The 21,170-nt window shown below is 71.5% G+C and carries 22 protein-coding genes; 8 read left to right on the top strand and 14 right to left on the bottom strand.

Going from position 1 to position 21,170, the window contains the following annotated elements; translation table 11 throughout:
• Window positions 1–3: 3 nt before the first annotated feature.
• The 9 genes from ABD374_RS11045 to ABD374_RS11005 all read right to left on the bottom strand — a co-directional run bounded on the left by ABD374_RS11045 (window position 4) and on the right by ABD374_RS11005 (window position 12,101).
• Window positions 4–1,608, bottom strand: coding sequence for an ABC transporter substrate-binding protein (locus ABD374_RS11045; protein WP_344493997.1), 1,605 nt, complete (start codon window positions 1,606–1,608; stop codon window positions 4–6).
• A 136-nt stretch (window positions 1,609–1,744) separates the two neighbouring features.
• Window positions 1,745–2,869: an acyl-CoA dehydrogenase family protein gene (locus ABD374_RS11040; protein ID WP_344493995.1), complete on the bottom strand. Its 1,125-nt coding sequence runs from the start codon at window positions 2,867–2,869 to the stop codon at window positions 1,745–1,747.
• Complete coding sequence (locus tag ABD374_RS11035) at window positions 2,866–4,047, bottom strand: acyl-CoA dehydrogenase family protein (protein ID WP_344493993.1); 1,182 nt, start codon at window positions 4,045–4,047, stop codon at window positions 2,866–2,868. The genes ABD374_RS11040 and ABD374_RS11035 overlap by 4 nt, the downstream gene beginning before the upstream one ends.
• Complete coding sequence (locus ABD374_RS11030) at window positions 4,044–5,012, bottom strand: NADPH:quinone oxidoreductase family protein (protein ID WP_344493991.1); 969 nt, start codon at window positions 5,010–5,012, stop codon at window positions 4,044–4,046. The genes ABD374_RS11035 and ABD374_RS11030 overlap by 4 nt, the downstream gene beginning before the upstream one ends.
• A gap of 87 nt (window positions 5,013–5,099) precedes the next feature.
• Window positions 5,100–5,684, bottom strand: coding sequence for a helix-turn-helix domain-containing protein (locus ABD374_RS11025; protein ID WP_344493989.1), 585 nt, complete (start codon window positions 5,682–5,684; stop codon window positions 5,100–5,102).
• Window positions 5,685–5,715: 31 nt separating this feature from the next.
• Window positions 5,716–6,750, bottom strand: coding sequence for a hemolysin family protein (locus ABD374_RS11020; RefSeq protein ID WP_344493987.1), 1,035 nt, complete (start codon window positions 6,748–6,750; stop codon window positions 5,716–5,718).
• On the bottom strand, window positions 6,747–8,117 hold the full coding sequence (locus tag ABD374_RS11015) for a hemolysin family protein (RefSeq protein WP_344493985.1): 1,371 nt from the start codon (window positions 8,115–8,117) through the stop codon (window positions 6,747–6,749). Before ABD374_RS11015 ends, ABD374_RS11020 begins: the two co-directional genes overlap by 4 nt.
• Window positions 8,118–8,393: 276 nt before the next feature.
• Window positions 8,394–11,078 (bottom strand): glycoside hydrolase family 84 protein, encoded by a 2,685-nt coding sequence (locus tag ABD374_RS11010; protein WP_344494257.1) that lies wholly within the window; start codon window positions 11,076–11,078, stop codon window positions 8,394–8,396.
• A 270-nt stretch (window positions 11,079–11,348) separates the two neighbouring features.
• Window positions 11,349–12,101 (bottom strand): PIG-L deacetylase family protein, encoded by a 753-nt coding sequence (locus ABD374_RS11005; RefSeq protein ID WP_344493983.1) that lies wholly within the window; start codon window positions 12,099–12,101, stop codon window positions 11,349–11,351.
• Window positions 12,102–12,312: 211 nt separating this feature from the next.
• On the opposite strand from ABD374_RS11005, the gene ABD374_RS11000 reads away from it, so the two are divergent.
• The gene (locus ABD374_RS11000) at window positions 12,313–13,038 is read left to right on the top strand and encodes a cupin domain-containing protein (protein WP_344493981.1); all 726 of its coding nucleotides are present in this window, start codon (window positions 12,313–12,315) and stop codon (window positions 13,036–13,038) included.
• Window positions 13,039–13,268: 230 nt separating this feature from the next.
• The gene (locus ABD374_RS10995; protein ID WP_344493979.1) at window positions 13,269–13,862 is read left to right on the top strand and encodes a PepSY domain-containing protein; all 594 of its coding nucleotides are present in this window, start codon (window positions 13,269–13,271) and stop codon (window positions 13,860–13,862) included.
• A 98-nt stretch (window positions 13,863–13,960) separates the two neighbouring features.
• Here the strand turns inward: ABD374_RS10995 and ABD374_RS10990 are convergent, their stop codons facing one another.
• Entirely contained in the window at window positions 13,961–14,743 is a 783-nt protein-coding gene (locus ABD374_RS10990; RefSeq protein WP_344493977.1) for a LysR substrate-binding domain-containing protein, read from the bottom strand.
• 58 nt (window positions 14,744–14,801) lie between these two features.
• Between ABD374_RS10990 and ABD374_RS10985 the strand changes: the two genes are divergently transcribed.
• The 3 genes from ABD374_RS10985 (at window position 14,802) to ABD374_RS10975 (ending at window position 16,880) form a co-directional block, all read left to right on the top strand.
• Complete coding sequence (locus ABD374_RS10985) at window positions 14,802–15,176, top strand: DUF5997 family protein (protein ID WP_344493975.1); 375 nt, start codon at window positions 14,802–14,804, stop codon at window positions 15,174–15,176.
• Window positions 15,177–15,731: 555 nt separating this feature from the next.
• Window positions 15,732–16,124 (top strand): cupin domain-containing protein, encoded by a 393-nt coding sequence (locus ABD374_RS10980; protein ID WP_344493973.1) that lies wholly within the window; start codon window positions 15,732–15,734, stop codon window positions 16,122–16,124.
• A 264-nt stretch (window positions 16,125–16,388) separates the two neighbouring features.
• Window positions 16,389–16,880, top strand: coding sequence for an AAA family ATPase (locus tag ABD374_RS10975; protein WP_344493971.1), 492 nt, complete (start codon window positions 16,389–16,391; stop codon window positions 16,878–16,880).
• Between the two features lie 265 nt (window positions 16,881–17,145).
• Here the strand turns inward: ABD374_RS10975 and ABD374_RS10970 are convergent, their stop codons facing one another.
• From ABD374_RS10970 to ABD374_RS10960, 3 genes are all read right to left on the bottom strand, one after another.
• The gene (locus tag ABD374_RS10970; RefSeq protein ID WP_344493969.1) at window positions 17,146–17,385 is read right to left on the bottom strand and encodes a hypothetical protein; all 240 of its coding nucleotides are present in this window, start codon (window positions 17,383–17,385) and stop codon (window positions 17,146–17,148) included.
• 275 nt (window positions 17,386–17,660) lie between these two features.
• Window positions 17,661–17,864 (bottom strand): cold-shock protein, encoded by a 204-nt coding sequence (locus tag ABD374_RS10965; protein ID WP_093797454.1) that lies wholly within the window; start codon window positions 17,862–17,864, stop codon window positions 17,661–17,663.
• Window positions 17,865–18,388: 524 nt separating this feature from the next.
• Complete coding sequence (locus tag ABD374_RS10960; RefSeq protein ID WP_344493966.1) at window positions 18,389–18,610, bottom strand: hypothetical protein; 222 nt, start codon at window positions 18,608–18,610, stop codon at window positions 18,389–18,391.
• A gap of 572 nt (window positions 18,611–19,182) precedes the next feature.
• On the opposite strand from ABD374_RS10960, the gene ABD374_RS10955 reads away from it, so the two are divergent.
• Both ABD374_RS10955 and ABD374_RS10950 read left to right on the top strand, forming a co-directional pair.
• A complete protein-coding gene (locus ABD374_RS10955) occupies window positions 19,183–19,494 on the top strand; it encodes a hypothetical protein (RefSeq protein ID WP_344493964.1) in 312 nt (103 codons plus the stop codon).
• 169 nt (window positions 19,495–19,663) lie between these two features.
• A complete protein-coding gene (locus ABD374_RS10950) occupies window positions 19,664–20,239 on the top strand; it encodes a hypothetical protein (RefSeq protein WP_344493962.1) in 576 nt (191 codons plus the stop codon).
• 44 nt (window positions 20,240–20,283) lie between these two features.
• On the opposite strand, the gene ABD374_RS10945 is transcribed toward ABD374_RS10950, so the two are convergent.
• Window positions 20,284–20,484: a DUF5133 domain-containing protein gene (locus tag ABD374_RS10945; protein ID WP_344493960.1), complete on the bottom strand. Its 201-nt coding sequence runs from the start codon at window positions 20,482–20,484 to the stop codon at window positions 20,284–20,286.
• Between the two features lie 224 nt (window positions 20,485–20,708).
• Here ABD374_RS10945 and ABD374_RS10940 point away from each other — a divergent pair.
• On the top strand, window positions 20,709–21,170 hold a 462-nt coding region (locus tag ABD374_RS10940; protein ID WP_344494255.1), incomplete at its 3' end, for a carboxylate-amine ligase.

Below are 21,170 nucleotides of genomic sequence, written 5' to 3'. Positions count from 1 at the left end.
GCATCACTTCTTCGGCGTCCAGTCCTCGACGTTCCACCACGGTCCGGAGGCCAGGCCGTGGTCGTGCGGCTCGATCTGCGTCGTCAGCCCGGACCACTTTTCGTCGACGACGTACAGGTGGTCGATGTGGGTGAGGAAGGTGTAGCCGGGGTTCTTCACGAGCTCGCGCTGGACGGTGTCGTACGCGGCCTTGCGGTCGGCCTTCTCACCGCTCTCGCGTCCGTCCTTGAGCGCCTTGTCGACGGCCGGGTTGTCGTACCACGCCATGTTGTTGAAGGCGTCGCCCGCCAGCGAGGACCGGAGGAGCGTGTACTGGTCGAAGTCGGGGTCGCCGGGCGAACCGCCGCCCGCGAGCACCGCGTCGTGCTTCATGCGCGGCATGATGACCTCCCAGGTGCCGGCCTGGGTCCTGATGTCGATGCCGGCCTTCTTCGCGTCGGACGCGTAGGCGAGGGCGTGGTCCTGGCGGAGCTTGTCGCCGGAGAGGTACCAGAGCGGGAACTCGGCGCGTACGCCGTCCTTGACGCGGATGCCGTCGGCGCCGGGCTTCCAGCCCGCTTCGTCGAGGATCTTCTTCGCCTTCGCGAGGTCGTGGACGCGCTCGGTGCCCTTGGCGAACCAGGGGCTGTCCGTCGGGACGGGACCGTAGGCCGGCTTGCCCGCGCCTTCGAGGATCTTGTCGACCATGGCCTGGCGGTCGACGGCCACGTCGAGGGCGCGCCGTACGCCGGTGTCGCCCGTGACCTCGTTGTGGGTCGGCAGGGTCACGGTGCGGTAGTCGAAGGACTTGGCGGCGTACGTCGTCCTGCCGGCCTCGTCCTTGAAGGTCTTGGCGAGGTTGGGCGGCAGGATGGCACCGTCGAGGTCGCCGGTGCGCAGCCGCGTGGCGCGCACGTCGTCGTCCTTGATGATCGCCATGGTGAACTTCTTCACCTTCGGCGCGCCGCCCCAGTAGCCGGGGTTGGCCTTGAAGCTGAGCTTCTCGCCCTTGGACCAGCTGGTGAGGACGTACGGTCCCGTGCCGACCGGCTTCGTCGTGAAGGAGCCGCTGTTGACGTCCTGCTCGCCCGCGACGTGCTCGGGAGCGATCGGAAGGACGGTGCGCTCGGCGAACGGCGCGTACGGGTACTTGAGCGTGAAGACGACCTTGTGGTCACCGTCGGCCCGGACGTCCTCGACCGCGTCGAGTTCGGTCTTGGAGGCGTTGTTGGTCTTCTCGTCGAGGATGGTCTCGTAGGTGAAGACCACGTCCTTCGACGTGAAGGGCTTGCCGTCGCTGAACTTCACGCCCTGGCGCAGGGTGTACGTGTACGTACGGCCGTCGTCGGTGACTTCGGGCAGCTCGGCGGCGAGCGCCGGCTGGAGCTTCATCTCGTCGTCGAAGGTGAGCAGCCCGTCGAAGATCTTGGAGTTGCCGTCCTTGCCGTAGCCGAGGAGTGGGCTGAGCGTCTCGGGCTCGTACGCGATGCCGACGACCGCGGAGTCCTTGGAACCGCCGGATCCGGATCCGGTCCCGGACGCGCCCGGCTTCGAGCAGGCCGCCGCGGTGAAGGCCAGTGTTCCGGCCAGCGTCGCGGCGGCCGCCCCACGTATCGATCGGGACAGCATGGCTCTCCACACCCCTAATAAAGATCAACTGTTATTGCGAACCGGTCGCAATTAAACCGTATGTAAAGGGGTGCGTGCTCCACTGCCCCTTACCGGGGCAGGCAGGGTCCCGCACCGCTCCAGCGCGGGACCCGTGCTACTCGGGCGCGGGCAGACCGACGAGCCGCGCCACCGCCTCCGTGTGCCGGCCGGGCGCACCCAGCGCGATCGAGTCCGCCTTGGCCCGCTTGAGGTAGAGATGCGCGGGGTGCTCCCAGGTCATGCCGATGCCGCCGTGCAGCTGTACGCACTCCTCGGCCGCGTGCACCGCGACCCGGGAGCAGTACGTCTGCGCGACCGCCACCGCGAGGGGCGCGTCCGCGCTGCCGGTGGCCAGGGCGTCGGCGGCGTTGCGGGCGGCCGCCCGCGCCGAGACGACTTCCAGCCACAGCTGCGCCATGCGGTGCTTGAGCGCCTGGAAGGAACCGACCGGGCGGTTGAACTGCTTGCGGTCGCGCGTGTAACGGACCACCTCCTCCAGGCACCACTCGGCGAGCCCCAGCTGCTCGGAGGCGAGCAGCCCGGCCCCCGCGAGCAGTCCGCGCCGCACCGGAGCCTCGGCCGAGCCGGCGAGCCGGCGGCCGCGGGCCCCGTCGAGGGTGACGGTGGCGAGCGGCCTGGTCAGGTCGAGCGGGGTCAGCGACTCCACGGTGACGCCGGGCGCCCCCGTCTCCACCGCGTACAGCCCGTCCTCGGCCGGTACGAGCAGGACCGCGGCGGCGGCCGCGTCCGCGACGCCGGTGACGCGTCCGCTGAGCGAGCCGTCACCGTCCGCCCGTACCGCGCCGGAAAGCCCGCTCCCGGGAGCGGCGGACAGCGGGACGGCGAGCGCCACGACCGTGCCGCCGCCGGCGAGCGCGCCGAGGAGCTCCCCGACCGCCCCGTCCTCGGCGTCGCACCCCAGCAGGGTCTCGGCTGCGACGACCGCCCCGGTGAGATACGGCACCGGGGCGACGCTGCGGCCCAGTTCCTCCAGCACCACCGCGGCCTCGCGGTGGGTGGCGCCCTGGCCGCCGAACTTCTCGGGCACGAGGAGCCCCGCCAGGCCCATTCCGGTGGCCAGCGATCCCCACAGCCGCGGGTCGTACGGCGTGTCCGACTCCGCGCGGGTGAGGACGGCCGCGTGGTCGCAGCGGTCGGCGAGGAGGGAGCGCACGGCCGCGCGCAGGTCGTCCTCGGCCTCGGAGTACAGCAGGTCGGGCTGAGCAGTCCGTGCTGTCATCGGGAGAGGTCCTTCCAGGCGATGTCCTTGTCGCTGCGCGGCTCGGACGGCAGGCCGAGTACGCGTTCCGCGACGATGTTGAGCAGCACCTCGCTCGTACCGCCTTCGATGCTGTTGCCCTTGGAGCGCAGGTAGCGGTAGCCGGCGTCGCGGCCGGTGAAGTCGACGAGTTCGGGGCGGCGCATGGTCCAGTCGTCGTACAGCAGCCCTTCCGCACCGCGCAGTTCCACCTCCAGGCCGCTGATCTCCTGGTTGAGGCGGGCGAAGGCCAGCTTCATGCCCGAGCCCTCGGGGCCCGGCTGGCCCGCGACGAGCTGCTGGCGCAGCCGCTCGCCGGCGAGGCGGGCGACCTCGGCCTCGACCCAGAGGCCGAGCAGGCGCTGGTGCAGGTCGTGGGTGCGCAGTTCGGGGCGTTCGCGCCAGGTCCTGGCGACCGGGCCGATCATGCCGCCCTCGCGCGGGATGCGGGAGCCGCCGATCGAGACGCGCTCGTTCATGAGGGTGGTCTGCGCGACCTTCCAGCCCTCGCCGACACCGCCGAGGCGCCGGCTGTCGGGGATGCGTACGCCGGTGAGGAAGACCTCGTTGAACTCGGCCTCACCGGTGATCTGGCGCAGCGGCCTGACCTCGACCCCGGGATCGGTCATGTCGCACACGAAGTACGTGATGCCCCGGTGCTTGGGCAGGTCCGGGTCCGTACGGGCGATGAGGATCGCCCAGCGGGCCACATGGGCGCTGGACGTCCACACCTTCTGCCCGTCGACGACCCAGTCCTCGCCGTCGCGCACCGCGCGCGTGCCGAGCGCCGCGAGGTCGGAGCCCGCGCCCGGCTCGCTGAACAGCTGGCACCACACCTCCTCCCCGACCCACAGGGGCCGCAGCAGGCTCTGCTTCTGCTCGTCCGTACCGAAGCGCAGGATGGTCGGCGCGGCCATGCCGAGGCCGATACCGATGCGCCGCGGGTCGTTGTCGGGCGCGCCGGCCGCCGCCAGTTCCGCGTCCACGACGGCCTGGAGGGAGCGGGGCACGCCGAGTCCGCCGAGGCCCACGGGGTAGTGCACCCAGGCGAGTCCGGCGTCGAACCGGGCCTTGAGGAAGTCCGTACGGTCCGTGGTGGCCGGCGGGTGCGCGGCGAGCAGCTCCTGGGTCAGCCTTCGCACTCCGGCTGCGTCGGTCATCGGTTCGCCCCCTCCGGTACGACGACCACGCGTCCCGTGGTCGTGCCGTCCGCGACGCGCTGGACGGCGTCCGCCGCGTCCTTCATGGCCACGCGCTCGCTGACCAGGGGCCTGATGGCGCCCTCGGCGGCCAGCCGGGTGAGCTCCTGGTGACAGGCGAGGACCGCGGCCGGGTCCATGGTGTTGTAGAGGCCCCAGTGCAGGCCGACGATCGAGTAGTTCTTCACCAGGGCGTGGTTGAGCCCCGGTGAGGGGATCGTGCCGCTCGCGAAGCCGACCACGACGATGCGGCCCTCGAAGGCGACGCACTTCACCGACTTGGCGTACGCGTCGCCGCCCACCGGGTCGTAGACGACGTCGGCGCCGCGCCCGCCGGTGGCTTCCTTGACCTTGGCGACGATGTCCTCGCCGCGCCGGTCGATGACGAGGTCGCAGCCCAGCTCCCGGGCGGTGCGGGCCTTCTCGGGGCCGCCGACGACACCGATGACGGTGGCGCCGGCCGCCTTGCCGAGCTGTACGGCGGCGCTGCCGACGCCGCCCGCCGCCGCGTGCACCAGCAGGGTCTCCCCCGCCTTCAGGTGCGCCCGGCGGTGCAGCCCGAACCACCCCGTCTGGCAGCCGATGTGCAGGGCGGCCGCCTCGGCGTCGTCCAGCGGTTCGGGTGCGGGCAGCACACCGGCCGCGTCGACGACGACGTACTCGGCGAAACCTCCGTGCGGCAGCGCCGGGGTGGCGATCACGCGGCGGCCGTCCTCCGTCTCGCCGCAGATCTCGACGCCCGGGGTGAAGGGCAGGGGCGGCCGTACCTGGTACTGGCCGCGGCAGAGCAGGGCGTCGGGGAAGTTGATGTTCGCGGCACGCACCTTCAGCAGGAGCTGCCCTTCGCCCGGCGTGGGTGTGCCGACCTCGTCGAGGCGCATCACCTCGCCCGGCTCGCCGTTCTCGTGCACTCGCCATGCCTGCATCCGAGCTCCTCCACAACACCGTAGGCATTACCGCGCTCGGCGCATACTAAGCGGTCGCTTGCCTCGATGGGAACAGCTTCGGCACCATCATCCCGACTTCGGCCTGGCCCGTACGTGCATCCGCTCCCCCTGGGGACCGAAGAGACTCAGGACCTCCACGGGCCCCTCCCCCGCCGGGCCGAACCAGTGCGGCACCCGCGTGTCGAACTCCGCCGCCTCGCCGGGGCCGATCTCCAGATCGTGCGGACCCAGCACCACCCGCAGCCTGCCCGACAGGACGTACAGCCACTCGTAGCCCTCGTGCGTACGCGGCTCGGGGTCCCTGCCCTTCCGCCGGTAGACCACCTTGTACGCCTGGAGGCCGCCGGGCTGCCGGGTCAGCGGCAGATACGTCCGCCCCTCCCGCTCGATCGGCTTCATCCGCACCCGGGGGTCTCCGACCGGAGGCGCGCCCACCAGCTCGTCGAGCGGCACCTGGTGGGCGCGGGCGATCGGCAGCAGCAGCTCCAGGCTCGGCCTGCGGCCGCCGGACTCCAGCCGGGACAAGGTGCTCACCGAGATCCCGGTCGCCTCGGAGAGCGCGCCCAGGGTGGCTCCGCGCTCCTTGCGCAGTGCGCGCAGGCGCGCGCCCACACCGTTCAGTACGCCGTCCAGGTCCTTCTTCTCATCCATGACGACATTGCAGGATCGGCAAACCGTTTTGTCAAGGAGTGGCGGCCCCGTCTGCCGCCGCGGGGCCGACGAGTTCCTCCAGTACGTCCTCCATGGTGACGAAACCGATCACGGTGCCCCTGCCACCGGTGACGGCGGCCAGGTGCGTGCCCGCGGCCCGCATGGCGGTCATGGTGTCGTCGAGCGGCGTGTCGATCTCGACCCGGATCACCGGGTGCAGCGCGGAGCGCGGGAACGGCCGGGTGCGCTCGGTGACGCCGAGCCCGTCCTTAATGTGCAGGTAGCCCAGCACCTCGTCGCCCGGCCCGGTGACCGGCAGCCGCGAGAACCCCCGGACCGCCGCCGCCCGCTCCAGTTGCTGCGGGGTGGTGGTGTGGTCGACGGCGACGATCCTGCTGAGCGGCACCATCACCTCGCCCACCGGCCGGTTGCCCAGCCCCAGGGCGTCGCGCAGGCGCTCGCCGTCGGCCGGCGCCAGCAGCCCCGCCTCACTGGAGTCCTTGACCAGGCGGACGAGCTCGTCGTCGGTGAAGACGGAGGCGACCTCGCCCTTCGGCTCGACCCTGAGCAGGCGCAGCAGCGCGTTGGCGAACGCGTTGACGCCGAAGACGACCGGCCGCAGGGCGTGGGTGAGGGCCACCAGCGCCGGCGCCAGCGCCAGTGCGGACGGGACCGGAGCGGCGAGCGCGATGTTCTTCGGCACCATCTCGCCGACCAGCATGTGCAGGTACGTCGCCAGCGTCAGCGCGATCACGAACGCGATCGGGTGGATCAGCGCTTGCGGTACGCCGACGGCTTCGAAGGGCGGTTCCAGGAGGTGGGCGATGGCCGGTTCGGCGACCGCGCCCAGGACGAGCGAGGAGAGGGTGATGCCGAGCTGGGCGGTGGCCATCACGGCGGACAGGTGCTCGATCCCCCAGAGGGTGCTCCTGGCGCGACGGCTGCCACTGACGGCCTGCGGTTCGATCTGGCTGCGCCGTACGGAGACGAGGGCGAACTCGGCTCCGACGAAGAACGCGTTGGTGACGAGGGTGAGGGCGCCGACGGCGAGCTGGAGGGCGGTCATCGGACTTCCTCCGCGGTCTGCCCCGCGGAAGCGGACGCGGGAACGTTCGGGGGATCGCCGACCGGCACGGGCGCGATGATGCGGACCCGGTCCGCCCGGTGGTGCGCGACATCGAGGACGGCGAGCTTCCAGTCGTCCACGTCGAGCCGGTCGGCAGGGGCCGGGATGCGTTCCAGACGCGTCGCGATGAGACCGGCGAGCGTCTCGTACGGACCGTCGGGCGCGCGGAAGCCGATCTCCTGGAGCTGGTCCAGGCGGACACCGCCGTCCGCCTCCCAGACCGGGTGGCCGTCGTCCGACGGCTCGCCGGCGGCGAGGTCGGGGCGTTCGTCCGGATCGTGCTCGTCGCGTACCTCCCCGACGACTTCTTCGACGACGTCCTCGACGGTGGCCACTCCCGCCGTACCGCCGTACTCGTCGATCACCACGGCCATGGTGCGGCTGCGGCGCAGCTGCTGGAGCATCCGGTCCACCGGGAGGGAGGCGGGCACCAGCAGGGGCTCGGTGGCGAGGTCGGTGACCGGGGTCCTGCCCCGCTCCGCCTCGTCCAGGGCGAGGACGTCGCGGATGTGGACGGTGCCGATCACCTCGTCCAGGGCGTCGCGGTAGACGGGAAACCGGGACAGGCCGGTGGCCAGGGTGAGGTTGGCGGCGTCGGCGGCGGTGGCGCGGGCCTCCAGCGCCTGGACGTCCACGCGCGGCGTCATGACGTTCTGCGCGGTCAGTTCGCCCAGATGCAGGGTACGGACGAACAGTTCGGCGGAGTCCTGCTCGATCGCGCCCTCGCGGGCGGAGTGCTGCGCCAGCGCGACCAGTTCCTGCGGCGTACGGGCGGTCGCCAGTTCCTCGGCGGGTTCCAGGCCGAAGCGTCGCACCAGGCGGTTCGCCGTGTTGTTGAGGTGGTGGATCAGGGGCCCGAAGGCGGCGGTGAAGGCGCGCTGCGGGCCGGCCACGACCTTGGCGACGGCCAGCGGGCTGGAGATCGCCCAGTTCTTCGGGACCAGCTCGCCGACCACCATCAGCACCACGGTGGACACGGCGACTCCGAGGAACGTGGCGACGGCGGACACGGCCCCGGCGGGCAACCCGGCCGCTTCCAGGGGGCCGCGCAGCAGCACGGCCAGGGACGGCTCGGCGAGCATGCCGATGACCAGAGAGGTCACGGTGATGCCCAGCTGGGCGCCCGAGAGCTGGAAGGTGAGGCGCTTGGCGGCCTTCAGGGCGCTCACCGCGCCCCGTTCGCCGGCCCGCGCGGCCCGCTCCAGTTCGCCGCGCTCGATCGTGGTCAGGGAGAACTCGGCCGCGACGAACACCGCGCACGCCAGCGTGAGCGCGAGGGCGAGGAGCAGAAGGAGGACTTCGGTCACCGTGTCACCTCCGCCCCATGGTCCGGCGGGACGGAAAAGACACGGCTCGTACTGGGAGGCTCACCCATTGCGGGACCGCAGCTCCTTCTTCGGTCGGGTGGTCGTTCGGTCGGATGATCCGATGTTCCGGGCGGGGCGGAAACCCGCCCCTCACAGCCCCCCATAGTAAAGGGGGAGCAAAGCAATGTCAGGTGACGGCGACCGCGGCCACCGGACGGGCGGACACGACGCGGCTCCCGGACCGGCTGCCCGGGGGCCGCGTCACCACCGCGTTCCCTACCGCACGATCACCTCGGCCACCTGCGGCGCGCTCCCGCCCCCGCTCCAGAGCAGGCGCACGGCCGAGGCCAGTTCGTAGTCCACGGTGAGCTCCTCGTAGCCGCCGTCGACCCGGCCGACCGTGAGCCAGGTGCCGTCGTCCTCGCGTACCTGCACAGCGGCCTGCGCGGAGCCGCCCTCCGGCTGGAGGACGGTCACGGACGTCACCTCCGACGTCCCGCCCAGGTCCACCTGGAGCGCCTCGCCCTGCTCGGGCGCGCGCGCCGCGCGGTAGACGCGGCCGACGTCTCCGTCGGCCGCCGCACCCAGGCTGCTGCCGGCCGCCGGTGGTGGTCCGCCGCTCACGGCCGCGTCCTTGGTCTCCACGGCGAACTCCCGCACGACGAGCCAGTTCGTCTGCCCCGCCGTGGCCCGCGCCCGTACGTAACGGGCCTCGGTGCCGGCCGGGGCCGTCGCCGTCACGACCGGCTGACCGGAGAACGCCGCTAGCTGTTTCCAGGAAGTGCCGTCGGACGAGTACTCCAGCACTCCCTGACGCAGGTAGTCGTTCGCACTGCCCGGCTTGCCCATGGCGAGTGAGACACCGCCGACCTGGCGTTCCTTGCGCAGGTCGACCGTCACCTGGTCACCGGCGGCGGCGGCACGGCCGCTCCAGAAGAACGTGCTGTCGTCGCCGTCGACCATCCGGGCGACCGTGTTGCCCTGGTAGGCGGGCAGGCTGGTCAGGCCCCTGATCCCACCGGTGACACCGAGCAGCCGGTCGTGCTCGGCGGCCGCGTCCTCGGTGAACTTGTCGAGCACGCCTTCGCCCACGGCCACCGGGATCTTGCGTCCCTCCAGGTCGGTGTACGTGAAGGACTTCGCCGCGGCGACGAGCCCGGGCAGCCGCTGCCGCTGTTCCCAGGCGCGCTCGCCGTCTCCGTCGCGGGCCAGCGCGACCAGCCGCAGTGCGGCGCGCGTCGCGACGCCCCACGCCTCGGCCGCGTCGAGCCACGGTTCGCTGTCGTCGATGAACTCCTGTTCGGGGAGACGGTCGCGCAGGACGTCCGGCGACTTCTGGAGATCCGCCAGCGCGCCGTCCAGGCTCCGCTCGTCCTCGGACTCCCAGAACCGCTCGATCTCGGCGGCCAGGTCGGGTGCCTGCTGGGCGTTGATGCGGGAGCTGTGGTTGACGTCGGAGAAGACCCGCAGGGCCTTCTCCGCCTTCGCGTCGCCGCCCGCGTACTCGGAGATCGCCGTCTGCCAGGAGGTGCGCGGATCGTAGGCCGCGTCGTTCCACGTGTAGTCGGCGATGGTGATCAGCGGGATCTTCGAGGCGTACGCCTGGTTCATCGGGTTGGCGGTGATGCCGGAGCCGAGCTCCGCGGGCATCCCCTCCTCCCGGCCGTTGTAGGGGCCGAGCAGCAGCCGGTTGGTGACGTAGTCGTTCACCGGGTAGTTGTCCCAGAGCAGGATCGGGTGCGCGAAGACGTCACGCGCGGCCCTCGCCTGGGCCACCGTGATCACCGGCGCGATGACGCCGACGCCGGTCCACTCGACCACCACGTCGTCGTCGAGCTGCTCGGCGAGCGCCTTCTTGTACGGGGACGGAGTGACGTTGTAGTACTCCGTCGGCACCATCTGGAGCGGCGCGGCGCCCGGGTGGGCGGCGATGAAGTCCTGGTTGACCCGGTTGAGGAGGTATGCCTGGGCAGCGCCCGCGGCGGCCGCTCCCGTCCCCCACTTGTCCTGGTCGGCCTGGCAGTTCCACCTGGTGTAGCTGATGTCGTCGAGCGGCACGGCGTAGGTGCGGACACCGAGGTCCCAGACCGTCTCGAACTTGTCGGTCAGCGCCTTGATGTCGGCCTCGGAGCTGTAGCAGACGCTCAGCCCGGGCGACAGCGCGTAGGTGAACTCCACGTGCCGGGCGCGGGCCCGGTCGACGAGTTCCTCGATCTTCGCGAGCTGGGCGGCGGGGTAGGGCTCGCGCCACCTCTCGCGCAGGTACGGGTCGTCCTTGGGCGAGTAGACGTAGATGTTCATCTTGTGCTCGCCGTAGAAGTCGAGCTGGTCGAGACGGGCGGCGTGGGTCCACGGGATGCCGTAGAAGCCCTCGATGACGCCGCGGACCGCGGTGCCGGGCCAGTCACGGATCTCGACGCCCGCGACCTTCGCCCCGGGGCCGCCGCGCTCGGGGAGCAGCAGGCGCAGTGACTGGGCCGCGTAGTACGTACCGGCCGCGTCCTTGCCGGAGAGCGCGACAAGGTCCTCTCCGACACCCAGGACGTAGCCCTCGGCGGGGAGGCCGGCAGGGCCCTCGATGCCGAGGTCGGCGAGCGCCTCGGCGGTCTGCGGGGTCTCCCCCGGGCCCCCGACGTAGACGGTGAGCCGGTTCCTGACGGGGCGCTCGCCTCGTACGACCTGGCGCGCACCGGCGTCGAGGAGCGCCTGCCGGGTCACCTTCAGCGCGGCGGCGTCGGCCTCGGCGCCCGCGACGACCGTCACCGTCGAGGTGATGGCGGCCCGGTCGTGACGCTCTTCGACGTTCCGCGGTCTCGGGGTGATGGCGGAGGCTGATCTTCGGGCGCTGCCACTCGGCGGGTCGGTGGCCGAGGGGGTGGCGGCCGTCGGGTCGGCAGGCGGGTCGGCGGCTGCCCCGACGGCCGGAACTCCGAGCACCAGGGCGAGAGCGGCAGCGAGCATGGCGAGCGGGCGCAGGCGGAGCGTCACACGTCCTCCAGAGGTCCCGGCGAAAACTGTGGGCAATCACGCGTCACGACGCCACAGAATCCCCCCGGGGCCTGACAGGCTGTCAATGGCGCGCACGTCTCATCCAGACGATTCCGCAAGTCGCCCGTGCCGATTCATCTTTGAGCCGGATAGCCGTACCGGCCCCGAGACGCTGCCGCCCGGCACGCCCGAAGCCGGCACGGTGCCCGCGGCCGGCTCCGCGGCGTACCCCCTCGCCGGGGCTCAGCGGCTGAAGACCTCGAAGGTGACCGCGGGCTTCCCGCCGAAGCTCTCCGCCGCGCGCTGCGCGTTCTGGGTGAGGAACGTGCGGCAGTACGTCTCGGGGTCCTCGTCCGTCAACGCCTCGATGTAGGCCCGGTGTTCGAGCAGGGACCGTACGGAGCGCTCCAGACCTGGCGCCGCCTCCACGGCATGGGTGGGCGTCGCCGAACCCGCGACGGCGACCCACCGCACCCCGTCCCAGGGCGCGAGCCCTTGTTCGGTCAGCTCGGGAAAGATCCAGCGGTTGCCGGCGTCGCCCGCCGCGTCCAGGGTGGCCCGGCCCACCGCCCGGTGGTCGGGCGTGTTCCAGGCGACACCGCCCCAGGTGTCGCGGTGGTTGAGGGTGATGACGAGTTCGGGGCGGTGCTTGCGGATGGCGGCGGCGATGTCCCGGCGCAGCCCGGTGCCGTACTCGATCACGCCGTCCTTGTAGTCCAGGAACTCCACCGTGGTGACCCCCACCACCGCCGCGCCGGCCCGCTGCTCCTGCTCCCGCAGCGGGCCGCACTTGTCCGGCTCCAGGGTGTCGATCCCGGCCTCGCCCCGGGTGGCGAGCAGGTACGCCACTTCGCGGCCGCCGTCGGTCCATCCCGCCACGGCTCCGGCGCACCCGTACTCGAGATCGTCCGGATGCGCCACCACGGCGAGGGCCCGCTGCCAGTCCGAAGGCATCGGCTGGAGCTGCTGGGACTGCTGTGTCGGCTCGGTCGTCATGCGCGCAGAATAAACGGCGAGTCATCTGTTCCGGTTCGGCCCGGGACTGCTGCGGCGTCAGGTGCGGCCGCGCGTCAGGGCGATCGGCTTCTCGTACGAGGAGCTCGACGCGCTCCCCCGACGGGTCGGGGGGCCGGTGCGGGCGTGCTCTTGACCGCAGTCGCACGCACCCCTAGGTTGCGGCGGGGAAAGGGCTTACCGAGGAGCTTCCGTGGGGACCGGATACGAGGGACTGCCCGGCGGTGTCGGTGTCTCGCTGCTGAGGGTGTACGACTGGCCGGCCGCCGACGGACTGCGCGGCGGCACACCCCACCTCCATCTCACCTGTTCCGAGGGTTACCTGGTGACCGGCGGCCGGGGCTCGGTGCAGACACTCACCGCGTCCGGCTTCCGGCAGACGCCCCTCGCCGAGGGGACGCTGGTGTGGTTCACGCCCGGCACCGTCCACCGGCTCGTCAACGACGGCGGCCTGACCATCGTCGTACTCATGCAGAACCGCGGCCTGCCCGAGGCGGGCGACGCGGTACTCACCCTCCCGCCGAGGCTGCTGGCCGACCCTGCGGCGTACCGGGCCGCCGCGACGCTGCCTCCGGAAGGCACCGAGGAGGAACTGAGCCGCGCGGCCCGGGTACGCCGTGACCTGGCCGTCGAGGGATTCGCGGCGCTCCGCGAGGCGGCCGGAGCGGATGACCCCGGGCCGCTCGCCGCGTTCCACCGGGCGGCGGCCGCGCTGGTCGGACCGCTGTCCGGGGACTGGCGCGAGCGGTGGCGGAACGGCGCCGCGGCGGCGGCCGACGCGACGGGGGCCCAGCTCGGCCGACTGGAGGACGGCGACTGCGGGTACCTCGCACAGGCGGTCGTACGCTCCGAAGGGCCCGCGGTCCGCGGAAGGTTCGGAATGTGCGGACGGCTGGACGTCTACCGCGCCGACGGCTGACCCGAGGCCGCGCAGGGCGGCCACGGTGCGGACTGCCGGCCGAAAACGCGTGCCGGTCAGGGGCCGGGCAGTGGAGTGGTCCTTGGCGCCGCAGGGCATGTCGGCGCGGTTTCACGGCTAGGGGTGCCGGTATGAACTACGAATCCTGTCGCGTGAGGCCGGCCACCCCACGCTACCGATGGGGCCGGGCCGGGTCCGCCCTGTGCGCTGTCGCCGCCTCGGCGGTACTGATGAGCGGGTGCGGGGACGACAACGGCGGTGGAGGGGAGGCATCCCCCGGCACCACCGCCGGGAACACGGCGGCGTCGAGTCCGGCGCAGACGAACAGCCCGACGAACACCGGAGGGCTCACCGAGGACCAGGCCGAGCGCAAGGCCCTGCTCCCGTCCGCCGAAGTCAGCTACGACAAGGCTGCCCGTACGGCGGTGGGGGAGGTCCCGGGAGGGAAGCTGACCGGGATCGAGCTGAGGAACGGTCCGGAATGGACTGCCGAGGTCGCCGCGGAGGACGGCACCGCCCACAGCGTCCGCATCGACGCCGTCTCGGGCAAGGTGACCCGGTCCGGCGCGGAGGCCGACCAGGACGCCGACGACAAGCGTGAACTGGCCGACCGGCTGGCCGGGGCCAAGCAGACCTGGCAGCAGGCGGCCAGAACCGCCACGGGGAAGAAGAGCGGCACGGTCAGCTCCGTCCAGCTCGACGACGACGGCGGGGCCCTCATCTGGTCCGTCGATGTCGTGACCACCGGCGACTGGGACAAGACCACGTTCGACATCGACGCGGCGAGCGGAAAGATCGTGCGCGAGCACGTCGACCGCGACTGATGCGGCAACCGCTGGTTCGCTGCCCCCGTTACTGGATGTCCCGGGCCCTCGCGTGTCCGCCGGCCCGGCCGACACCGGGGTCATGAGCCGGCGGCGGGTTACGGCCGGCGGCGGGGTTTGCCGCGCTTGCCGCCCTTGGGGCCGCCGGAACCACTGGAACCGCTCCGGGCGGAGCCGCTCCGCGGGTTCTTCCCGGCCCCCTTGCCGGACGTCTTGCCAGTCGGCTTGGCGGCCGGCTTGCTCTTGCCCTTGGACTGGGGCGGGGCCGGCGGCCGCCCCCGGGTGCTGTTGACGGTGCGCCCGCGGACGATGCCGATGAACTGCTCCACCAGGTCCGTGGTCGCGTCCTCGGGCCACGACAGCGCGATGCGCGACTCGGGCGTGCCCGTCACGGGCCGGTAGGTGAGGTCCTTGCGGTGGTGCAGACGGGCGAGCGACTGCGGGACGACCAGCACGCCCACGCCCGCCGCCACCAGCTCGACGGCGTCCACCGTCGTGGCGGGCCGCTCGATCGCGGGCCGCCCGGGCGGACGCTCCCAGTCGAGGACGTCGTCGAGGGGGTGCAGCACGATCTCGTCGGCGAGATCCTCGGCGGACACCTCGTCGACCGCCGCCATGAGGTGGTCCTTGGGGACCACGACGACCGTCGTCTCCGTATAGAGGGGGATCGCGCTGAGATCCGTACGGTCGACCGGCAACCGCACGAAACCCGCGTCGGCGCCGCGGGCCCGCAGCACGTCGAACGCTTCGGCGGCGGAGACCGCGACGAGGTTCAGGGGGACGTCGGGCAGCCGCTCGTTCCAGATCCGCACCCACTTCGTGGGCGTCACCCCGGGGACGTAGGCGAGCCGGAACGAAGGAGGTACTTCCGAGCCTGTCACTCCCCCAGGTTACCGGCCGTGGTCGGAGGTAGCGCACATGCTCGATACCCTTGACACCATGACGTCGCACCAGAGCACCCAGACCATGAAGCCCGCGACCGCGGCGAAGAAGCTGGGTGTGTACCTCGAGGCCACCCCCGCCGAGTTCCAGGAGGGTGTCGTCTCGCGCACCGAACTGAACACGCTGCAGGCCGATCCGCCCGAGTGGCTCCAGGAACTGCGGCGCAACGGTCCGCACCCCCGGCCGGTGGTCGCGGCGAAGCTGGGCATCTCCATCTCCGGTCTCGCCCGTGGCGGAGTCACCGACGCCCTCACCACTGAGCAGATCGACGCGCTCAAGAACGAGAACCCCGAGTGGCTCCAGAAGGAGCGCGCCACCCAGGCGGAGGTCCGCAAGGAAGCGGTGCGTATCAAGGAGAAGAACGCGGAGTGAGGTGTCCCGCCCCGGTCGCCGGAGGCGCGCCTCGAATCCGCCTGTGCGTTTCGGCCCGATGAGGTGCTCCCCTCGGGGGAGCACCGGGGCGCACAAGCCGTAATCCCGATACGTGTATGCGACGCGGGTCTCTCGTCACACCAGCGCCCCGTCTCCGGCTGTCTGCCGCGCGCTTGTCGACGCAGTCGCGATCGCGAGGTGGAGAGTCCCCAACCGATATGACCAGCCATGTGCGTGGGCTTGTCACCCGCGAAGGCGGCTCGTCCCGGATTTCCCCCACGTTCGATGCGCCGAACGGAATCGGAAAACCGGCGGCACCGATCTCCCCATCGTGCACGAAGGAATTCCCGGCAGCCTTCCCGCCACCGGCGACGAGACCGGTACGCGAATGGCACCGGCACATCTCGCCGAGCCCGTCGGGACCGGCTGGCGCATTGCTCCCAGCCACTCGTCGACAGCTGCGACCAGCCCCGCCGCCCCGCTGCCTCCTGTGGCGGAAGTGCTGCCCACCGGACCTACGGGCGCCGATGTGAGCGGGTGGTACCTTCCGGAGCCATGAACGACAGCGTGTACGTGGGTAATGCGGGCAAGGACGCAGCGCTGGACCGGGGGTGGCTCCTCGGGCACTTCAAGGACGTCTCCGACCCTCGGCACAGCGAGGCCGTCGAGATCAAATGGGGCGTCCACCCGCAGGGCGACGAACGGGCGCAGTGGGTGACCGGCGAGAAGCGTACGGCCCTGTTGGTCCTCATCAGCGGTCGCTTCCGTGTGGAACTTCCCGGGCGCAGTGTTCTGCTGGCCCGGCAGGGGGACTACGTCGTGTGGGGCCGGGGCGTCGACCACTCCTGGTACGCGGAGGAAGAATCCGTCGTACTGACGGTTCGCTGGCCGTCCGTCCCCGGCTACAAGGTGGCTGATGAGGAGGACCGTGCCGGAGTGCTTGCCTGACACCGTGGTGAGTGCCGGGCAGAGCCACGCGTGCGGGCGGACGGCTGTCGGACCAGGTCCGGTCGGCAAGCGGGAAAGCGTGCGAACAGGGCCGGAAGGGGATCAGTGGCAGGCGCCGCTGAAGGCATCCCGCCGGACCGGGTGCGCCCTGTGCGACCGGAGGGCCGGCCCCCTGCGTCCTCGTCGCCGTGAAGCAATCATTTCCGTGTCCTGGGCGTCGGCCTGGTGGGGTGGAGGCTGTTCTGTGTGAAGGAGGAGGCGCCGGTGCGGAAACTCTCGGGCGGCGCGGGCCTGGACGTGGCCGTACTCGTCGGACTGCAGGCTTCCGGGAAGTCCACCTTCTACGAGCAGCGCCTCGCCGGCCGTTACACGCTGGTGAGCAAGGACCTGTTCCCTCGCGCCGCGCGGAACAAGCAGCGGCGGCAGATGCGTCTGGTGGAAGAGGCGTTGACCGCCGGGGAATCGGTGGCGGTCGACAACACCAACCCGTCGCCGCAGGAGTGGGAGCCCTTGGTGGCCCTGGGCCACGCCCAGGGTGCGACGGTGACGGCGTACTGGTTTCCCCCGGACGTCCCGGGCTCGCTCCGGCGCAACGCCGCACGGGAGGGACGGGACCGCGTCCCCGACGTGGGCGTCCATGCCACACTCAAGCGGTTGAGCGAGCCGTCGCTGTCGGACGGGTTCGACAGCGTGCTGGAGGTGCGGTTCGACGGCCACGGCGGATTCGAGGTACGGCGGGGCCCTGACGCCGGGTGACTGACTGCCTCGGAGCCGGCCTCCTGGCCCTGCACTTCACGGCCGGCAGGAAACCGCGTTCTGCCGGGCACCCGCCCTGCCATCACCGCGGTCCTCGTCACCGCCGCCTTCACCTGGGCCCCGCGCACCCTGTCCTTCGCCGCCCTCACCCCGCTGCGCCCGCTCGCCTCCTGCCTGGCGCCCGTCGACACCGCCAACGGCATCGCCCTACGCCGGCCGGTCCACTCCCCCGGTCCCTTCGGCGAGCGGTCGGTCGAACCGGCGTTCACCGCGTACCGCCGGCAGGGCCGGCCGTACGACGCCGAACCGCCTCGGGCTGCGCCACCCCGGCTCCGCGTACGCCGCCTCTGTCCACCACCTCCTGGCCGGGCACCGCGGGCGGGAGTCCGCCGTCGCCCGTCTGGTCCGTGCGGCGCGGGAGGATGCGGGGCTGCGGATCGACAGTGGCCAGGTCGAGTTCGTGCACGCCGTGCACCTGGTCGGCGGTGAGGGCGACGCCCCTCACGTCCAGATGGTCTTCCGCGCGCGGCAGTGGACCGGTGAACCTCAGGTCCGGGAGCCGGACACCTGTGTGAGCTGGTCGTGGTGGCCCGCCAGCGCCCCGCCGGAGCCGCTGGCGCCCCACGTACGGGCCGCGATCGAGGCGGTCCGGGCCGGCCCGCCTCCACACGGAGACGGGCGGGGGCTGACAGCACAACGGGCCGGGCGCCCGCATCGGCGCCCGGCCCGGCCGCGCTCCGGGCGCCCACGAGGTGAGCGCCCGGAGCGGATAGGAACCATCTATTCCGGAACGATGTTCTCCGCCTGCGGGCCCTTCTGGCCTTGCGTGACGTCGAAGGACACCCTCTGCCCTTCCTGGAGCTCACGAAAGCCCTGGGCGGCGATGTTCGAGTAGTGCGCGAAGACGTCGGGCCCGCCGCCGTCCTGCTCGATGAAGCCGAAACCCTTCTCGCTGTTGAACCACTTCACGGTGCCCGTAGCCATACCGGTCTCCTGGAATCAAAGGGGCGGATACCGCACAGCACGGCACCCGGAGGTGATCGCCGGGCCCATGAAGACTCTGAACAGCATAAAGTACTGTGATCGCGATCACAGGCGAACAGGGTTCGGAACCACGACTGCTATGACATCGACCGTACCCGAGCAGTGCTCGCACCGCTATGCACCGCGACGCGGAATCCCCACCTGCACCGTAATGGGGTAAGGCTCCGCGGGATTCGCCCCCACCGGGAAAGCCGTGCAGGTGGCACCGAATAGCTGCGGACGGCCGTCTCTCCCGTCACGGAATTCAAAATGTTGAACGAGTAACCGGTCGTTCGCTCGGACGGCAGCGGCAGTATTGGATTTCGCGTGAACGCGATCGCCGTGAAGGCTGCTCCCCCACACCGGGTCCCTCCTCGGGCGGGTCGGCGCACCGGATGGCCGGCAGAGGTCATCCGCCGACCGCCCCCTCGGGCAGGGTCGGCGGATGTGCCCGTGGGCCTTCTCTCCGTCGGCAGTTCGGCCGGTCAGCGGGCGTCGCTCTGCATGGCCGAGCCGAATGCGGACATGCAGGGGTGGCAGTAGCGTTCGGCGGCCGCCTCGCCGGGCGGAGCGGCGAGGGGTGGAGCAAGGCGACTTCCGCAAAGAGTGCTGGCGGGTGCGTCCTTGGCAATGACGTGCCAGACCAGTTCGCCTCTGTCCACGGTGGGCTCGGCGCGCATCTCGTACATGGGCGTGCCTTTCTTCATTGCGGAGAGGGAGGGGACCCGTCCGCTGCCCATCAGAGCCCCTGACGGCCGAAAGGGCCAACGGACGTAGGCCGACAGGGGGAACCAGGGATGCCGGAGGTTTACCGGCACGCGTCCGTCGGCCGGACGGCGCACAGCCCAGGGACCCGCGACCGAACCGCGAGAAGACGTGGCGGGACAGGCGCGGGGCGCGGGGCCCGGCCCGGAGGCCCGCGGCCTTACCCGGAATCCGAGCTCTCGGCTTTTCGTCATCCCGTAGCGGAAGGGCCCGAGAACGGAGAAAACCCTGAGATATGAAGAATTCGCTCCACGCGTGCGGGATACGGGGAGAACGCCCACCAGGACAAGGCCGTGCAGGTCACAGCCGTTGCACTGCGGGTTCTCGCCCACCGCAGCACACCGGGCGAGGTCATGGGGCCGGCTTTCTCCGCCTTCCGAATCCGCGAACCTGTTCGGAGAACCCGGCCCCAGCGACTAAATCCTTTTGTACGCCTTTAACGGCTCGGTGACGGCGCGATTGCGGAACGGCCCCTGGGCGCTTCCGGTGGTCGGGGCCGGGCGTTGGAACGGCCATGGAGCTTTTCAGCAGCAAGCCGGTCACGGCGCCCGGTCCTCCGCCGCGCGGCGCGTACCGGCCCGACTCGCCGCTGCACGCACGGGAAGGCTGCGTGCAGTGGGTGCGGACGCGCCAGGCCGAAGCCCGGAACACGCACGCCACCGGGGCAGCCGGGCCGGGTACGTCCCGGTTGCCGGCTCACCGCACTGTGCCAGGTGCATGGCCGAAGCCCGCGGTCGACCGGCTGGCGGGACCGGCGCGGACGGTGATACTCGCCGTCGCCGTGTGCACGATCCTCTCGGCGATGCTCGCCGTCTCGCTGGTGTGACGCCGCTCGCAGGGTCCACGTCCGGGTTCCCTCCCGGCCGTCCCCGGCCTTCTCCACTTCCGGCAGCTCATTCGGACCACCTGCGGTGGTGGCGAACGGCGTTCTGACCACACGGTGGGTGAAGGGTCGCGAACCGGCGACACCCGAAGCACTTCCAAGGAGCCGTCCCATGTCGGAACGCAACACCGCCCTGCGCAGCCTTCACGACGTGGGCCTGGCCGCCTGGTTCGGCGGCTCGCTCATGGGAGCGGTCGGGTTGAACGGCGCGGCCGGGGACGAGGGCGGCACCGAAGCGACCACTGCCCGCATCGCCAGCTCCGGCTGGTCGAAATGGACGCCCGTCAACGCGGCCGCGATCGCCGCGCACCTGGTCGGCGGCAGCGGCCTGCTGGCGGCCAACGCCGCCCGTGTCGCCGGTCAGCAGGGGGTGGGAGCCTCCACCCTGGCCAAGACCGTCCTGACCGGCGCGGCTCTGGCCGCCACCGCCTACGCCCGGGCGCTGGGCAAAAAGGTGGAGGCCGCGTCCTCACCCCAGTCCGAGTCCGAGAACGGACATCGGATCTCCAGGCACCCGGCCGACACGGAGAAGGTGAATCACCGGTTGGCGCGCATGCAGTGGGTGGTGCCCGCACTGACCGGCGGCCTGATCCTTCTCAACGCCCTGCACGGCGAGCAGCAGCGCCCCGAGCAGCAGGCGGAGGGCATGTGGCACCGCGCCGTGGGCCCGCTGCCCCGGCACTGTTGAACACACGAGTGGCAGGCCGGAACGGGCGGGACCGGACAGGCCGGTCAGTCGCCCGCGGCGGCCAGCCGCGCGCGGGCCACAGCCAGTGCCTGATCGGGGTGACGCGTTCCGGTGATGACGCACAGCGTGTAGGCCGTGTCCTCCAGCCTGCGCTTCAGCTCGGCCGAGGCGGACGAACCCTCTGTGGCCGTACGCAGGGTTTCGTATCGCGACACCAGCTCATGAAGGACAGTTGAGTGGGCCATCAGCATGAACGTTTCCGCCTTCCCGCTCGCCAAGGAATGGTGGGAGGGCGGTTCGACCTCCCTGAGGCCGGGGTCCACAGACGCCGGGCCGGGACCGCCCGTCCCGAAGTAGGTGTGCCCCGCGCCCGGCCGCGCACACACCACCGTGATGCAACCGTGACGCGGTTCGTGGTCCGTCCGGTACGAACCCGGAGCACCGTGCGGCCTCCGGGCCGCTTCTCCCCCTGGTTCGTCAGAAGTGGTCGGGGGTAGTCACGGANCCGGTGCCGCTGGCCGAGGAGGTGCGGGGGTCGTCGGGGCTGGAGCCGGTGGTGGGCCGGGGGGAGGTGCAGGCCGAGCTGTTGCAGGCGCAGGTGGAGGTGGCCACTCCGGTGTGTACGGATCTGGAGGAGGTGGGGGGTCATCTGCTGCGGCTGCGTCATGCGGTGGGTGCGGCGGCCGAGGAGTTCGGGTGCCGGCTGGCGACGTGTGCGGCGGCGCCGTTTCGGCGGGCGGCGCCGGTGCCGGTGAGCCGCAGGCCGCGGTATCTGGCGATGGAGTCGCAGGCTCCGCAGCTGGTCGCGGAGCAGCTGATCAACGGAATGCATGTGCATGCGGCCGTGCCCGATCCGCAGATGGGTGTGGCTGTGGTGAACCGGATCCGGGTGTGGCTGCCGGTGCTGGTGGCGATGTCGGCGAACTCGCCG

It is taken from the genome of Streptomyces enissocaesilis (genome assembly GCF_039533765.1).
Taxonomy (GTDB): domain Bacteria; phylum Actinomycetota; class Actinomycetes; order Streptomycetales; family Streptomycetaceae; genus Streptomyces; species Streptomyces enissocaesilis.
The sequence above is the reverse complement of the archived record's forward strand: the minus strand, read 5'-3'. Positions and strand labels throughout refer to the sequence as shown.

What these genes read in the sequence shown, in the direction of transcription:
- ABD374_RS11045 (WP_344493997.1), bottom strand. Translation starts at nt 1,608, where the DNA reads ATGCTGTCCCGATCGATACGTGGGGCGGCCGCCGCGACGCTGGCCGGA.
- ABD374_RS11040 (WP_344493995.1), bottom strand. Translation starts at nt 2,869, where the DNA reads ATGACAGCACGGACTGCTCAGCCCGACCTGCTGTACTCCGAGGCCGAG.
- ABD374_RS11035 (WP_344493993.1), bottom strand. Translation starts at nt 4,047, where the DNA reads ATGACCGACGCAGCCGGAGTGCGAAGGCTGACCCAGGAGCTGCTCGCC.
- ABD374_RS11030 (WP_344493991.1), bottom strand. Translation starts at nt 5,012, where the DNA reads ATGCAGGCATGGCGAGTGCACGAGAACGGCGAGCCGGGCGAGGTGATG.
- ABD374_RS11025 (WP_344493989.1), bottom strand. Translation starts at nt 5,684, where the DNA reads ATGGATGAGAAGAAGGACCTGGACGGCGTACTGAACGGTGTGGGCGCG.
- ABD374_RS11020 (WP_344493987.1), bottom strand. Translation starts at nt 6,750, where the DNA reads ATGACCGCCCTCCAGCTCGCCGTCGGCGCCCTCACCCTCGTCACCAAC.
- ABD374_RS11010 (WP_344494257.1), bottom strand. Translation starts at nt 11,078, where the DNA reads ATGCTCGCTGCCGCTCTCGCCCTGGTGCTCGGAGTTCCGGCCGTCGGG.
- ABD374_RS11005 (WP_344493983.1), bottom strand. Translation starts at nt 12,101, where the DNA reads ATGACGACCGAGCCGACACAGCAGTCCCAGCAGCTCCAGCCGATGCCT.
- ABD374_RS10995 (WP_344493979.1), top strand. Translation starts at nt 13,269, where the DNA reads ATGAGCGGGTGCGGGGACGACAACGGCGGTGGAGGGGAGGCATCCCCC.
- ABD374_RS10985 (WP_344493975.1), top strand. Translation starts at nt 14,802, where the DNA reads ATGACGTCGCACCAGAGCACCCAGACCATGAAGCCCGCGACCGCGGCG.
- ABD374_RS10980 (WP_344493973.1), top strand. Translation starts at nt 15,732, where the DNA reads ATGAACGACAGCGTGTACGTGGGTAATGCGGGCAAGGACGCAGCGCTG.
- ABD374_RS10965 (WP_093797454.1), bottom strand. Translation starts at nt 17,864, where the DNA reads ATGGCTACGGGCACCGTGAAGTGGTTCAACAGCGAGAAGGGTTTCGGC.
- ABD374_RS10960 (WP_344493966.1), bottom strand. Translation starts at nt 18,610, where the DNA reads ATGAAGAAAGGCACGCCCATGTACGAGATGCGCGCCGAGCCCACCGTG.
- ABD374_RS10955 (WP_344493964.1), top strand. Translation starts at nt 19,183, where the DNA reads ATGGAGCTTTTCAGCAGCAAGCCGGTCACGGCGCCCGGTCCTCCGCCG.
- ABD374_RS10950 (WP_344493962.1), top strand. Translation starts at nt 19,664, where the DNA reads ATGTCGGAACGCAACACCGCCCTGCGCAGCCTTCACGACGTGGGCCTG.
- ABD374_RS10945 (WP_344493960.1), bottom strand. Translation starts at nt 20,484, where the DNA reads ATGGCCCACTCAACTGTCCTTCATGAGCTGGTGTCGCGATACGAAACC.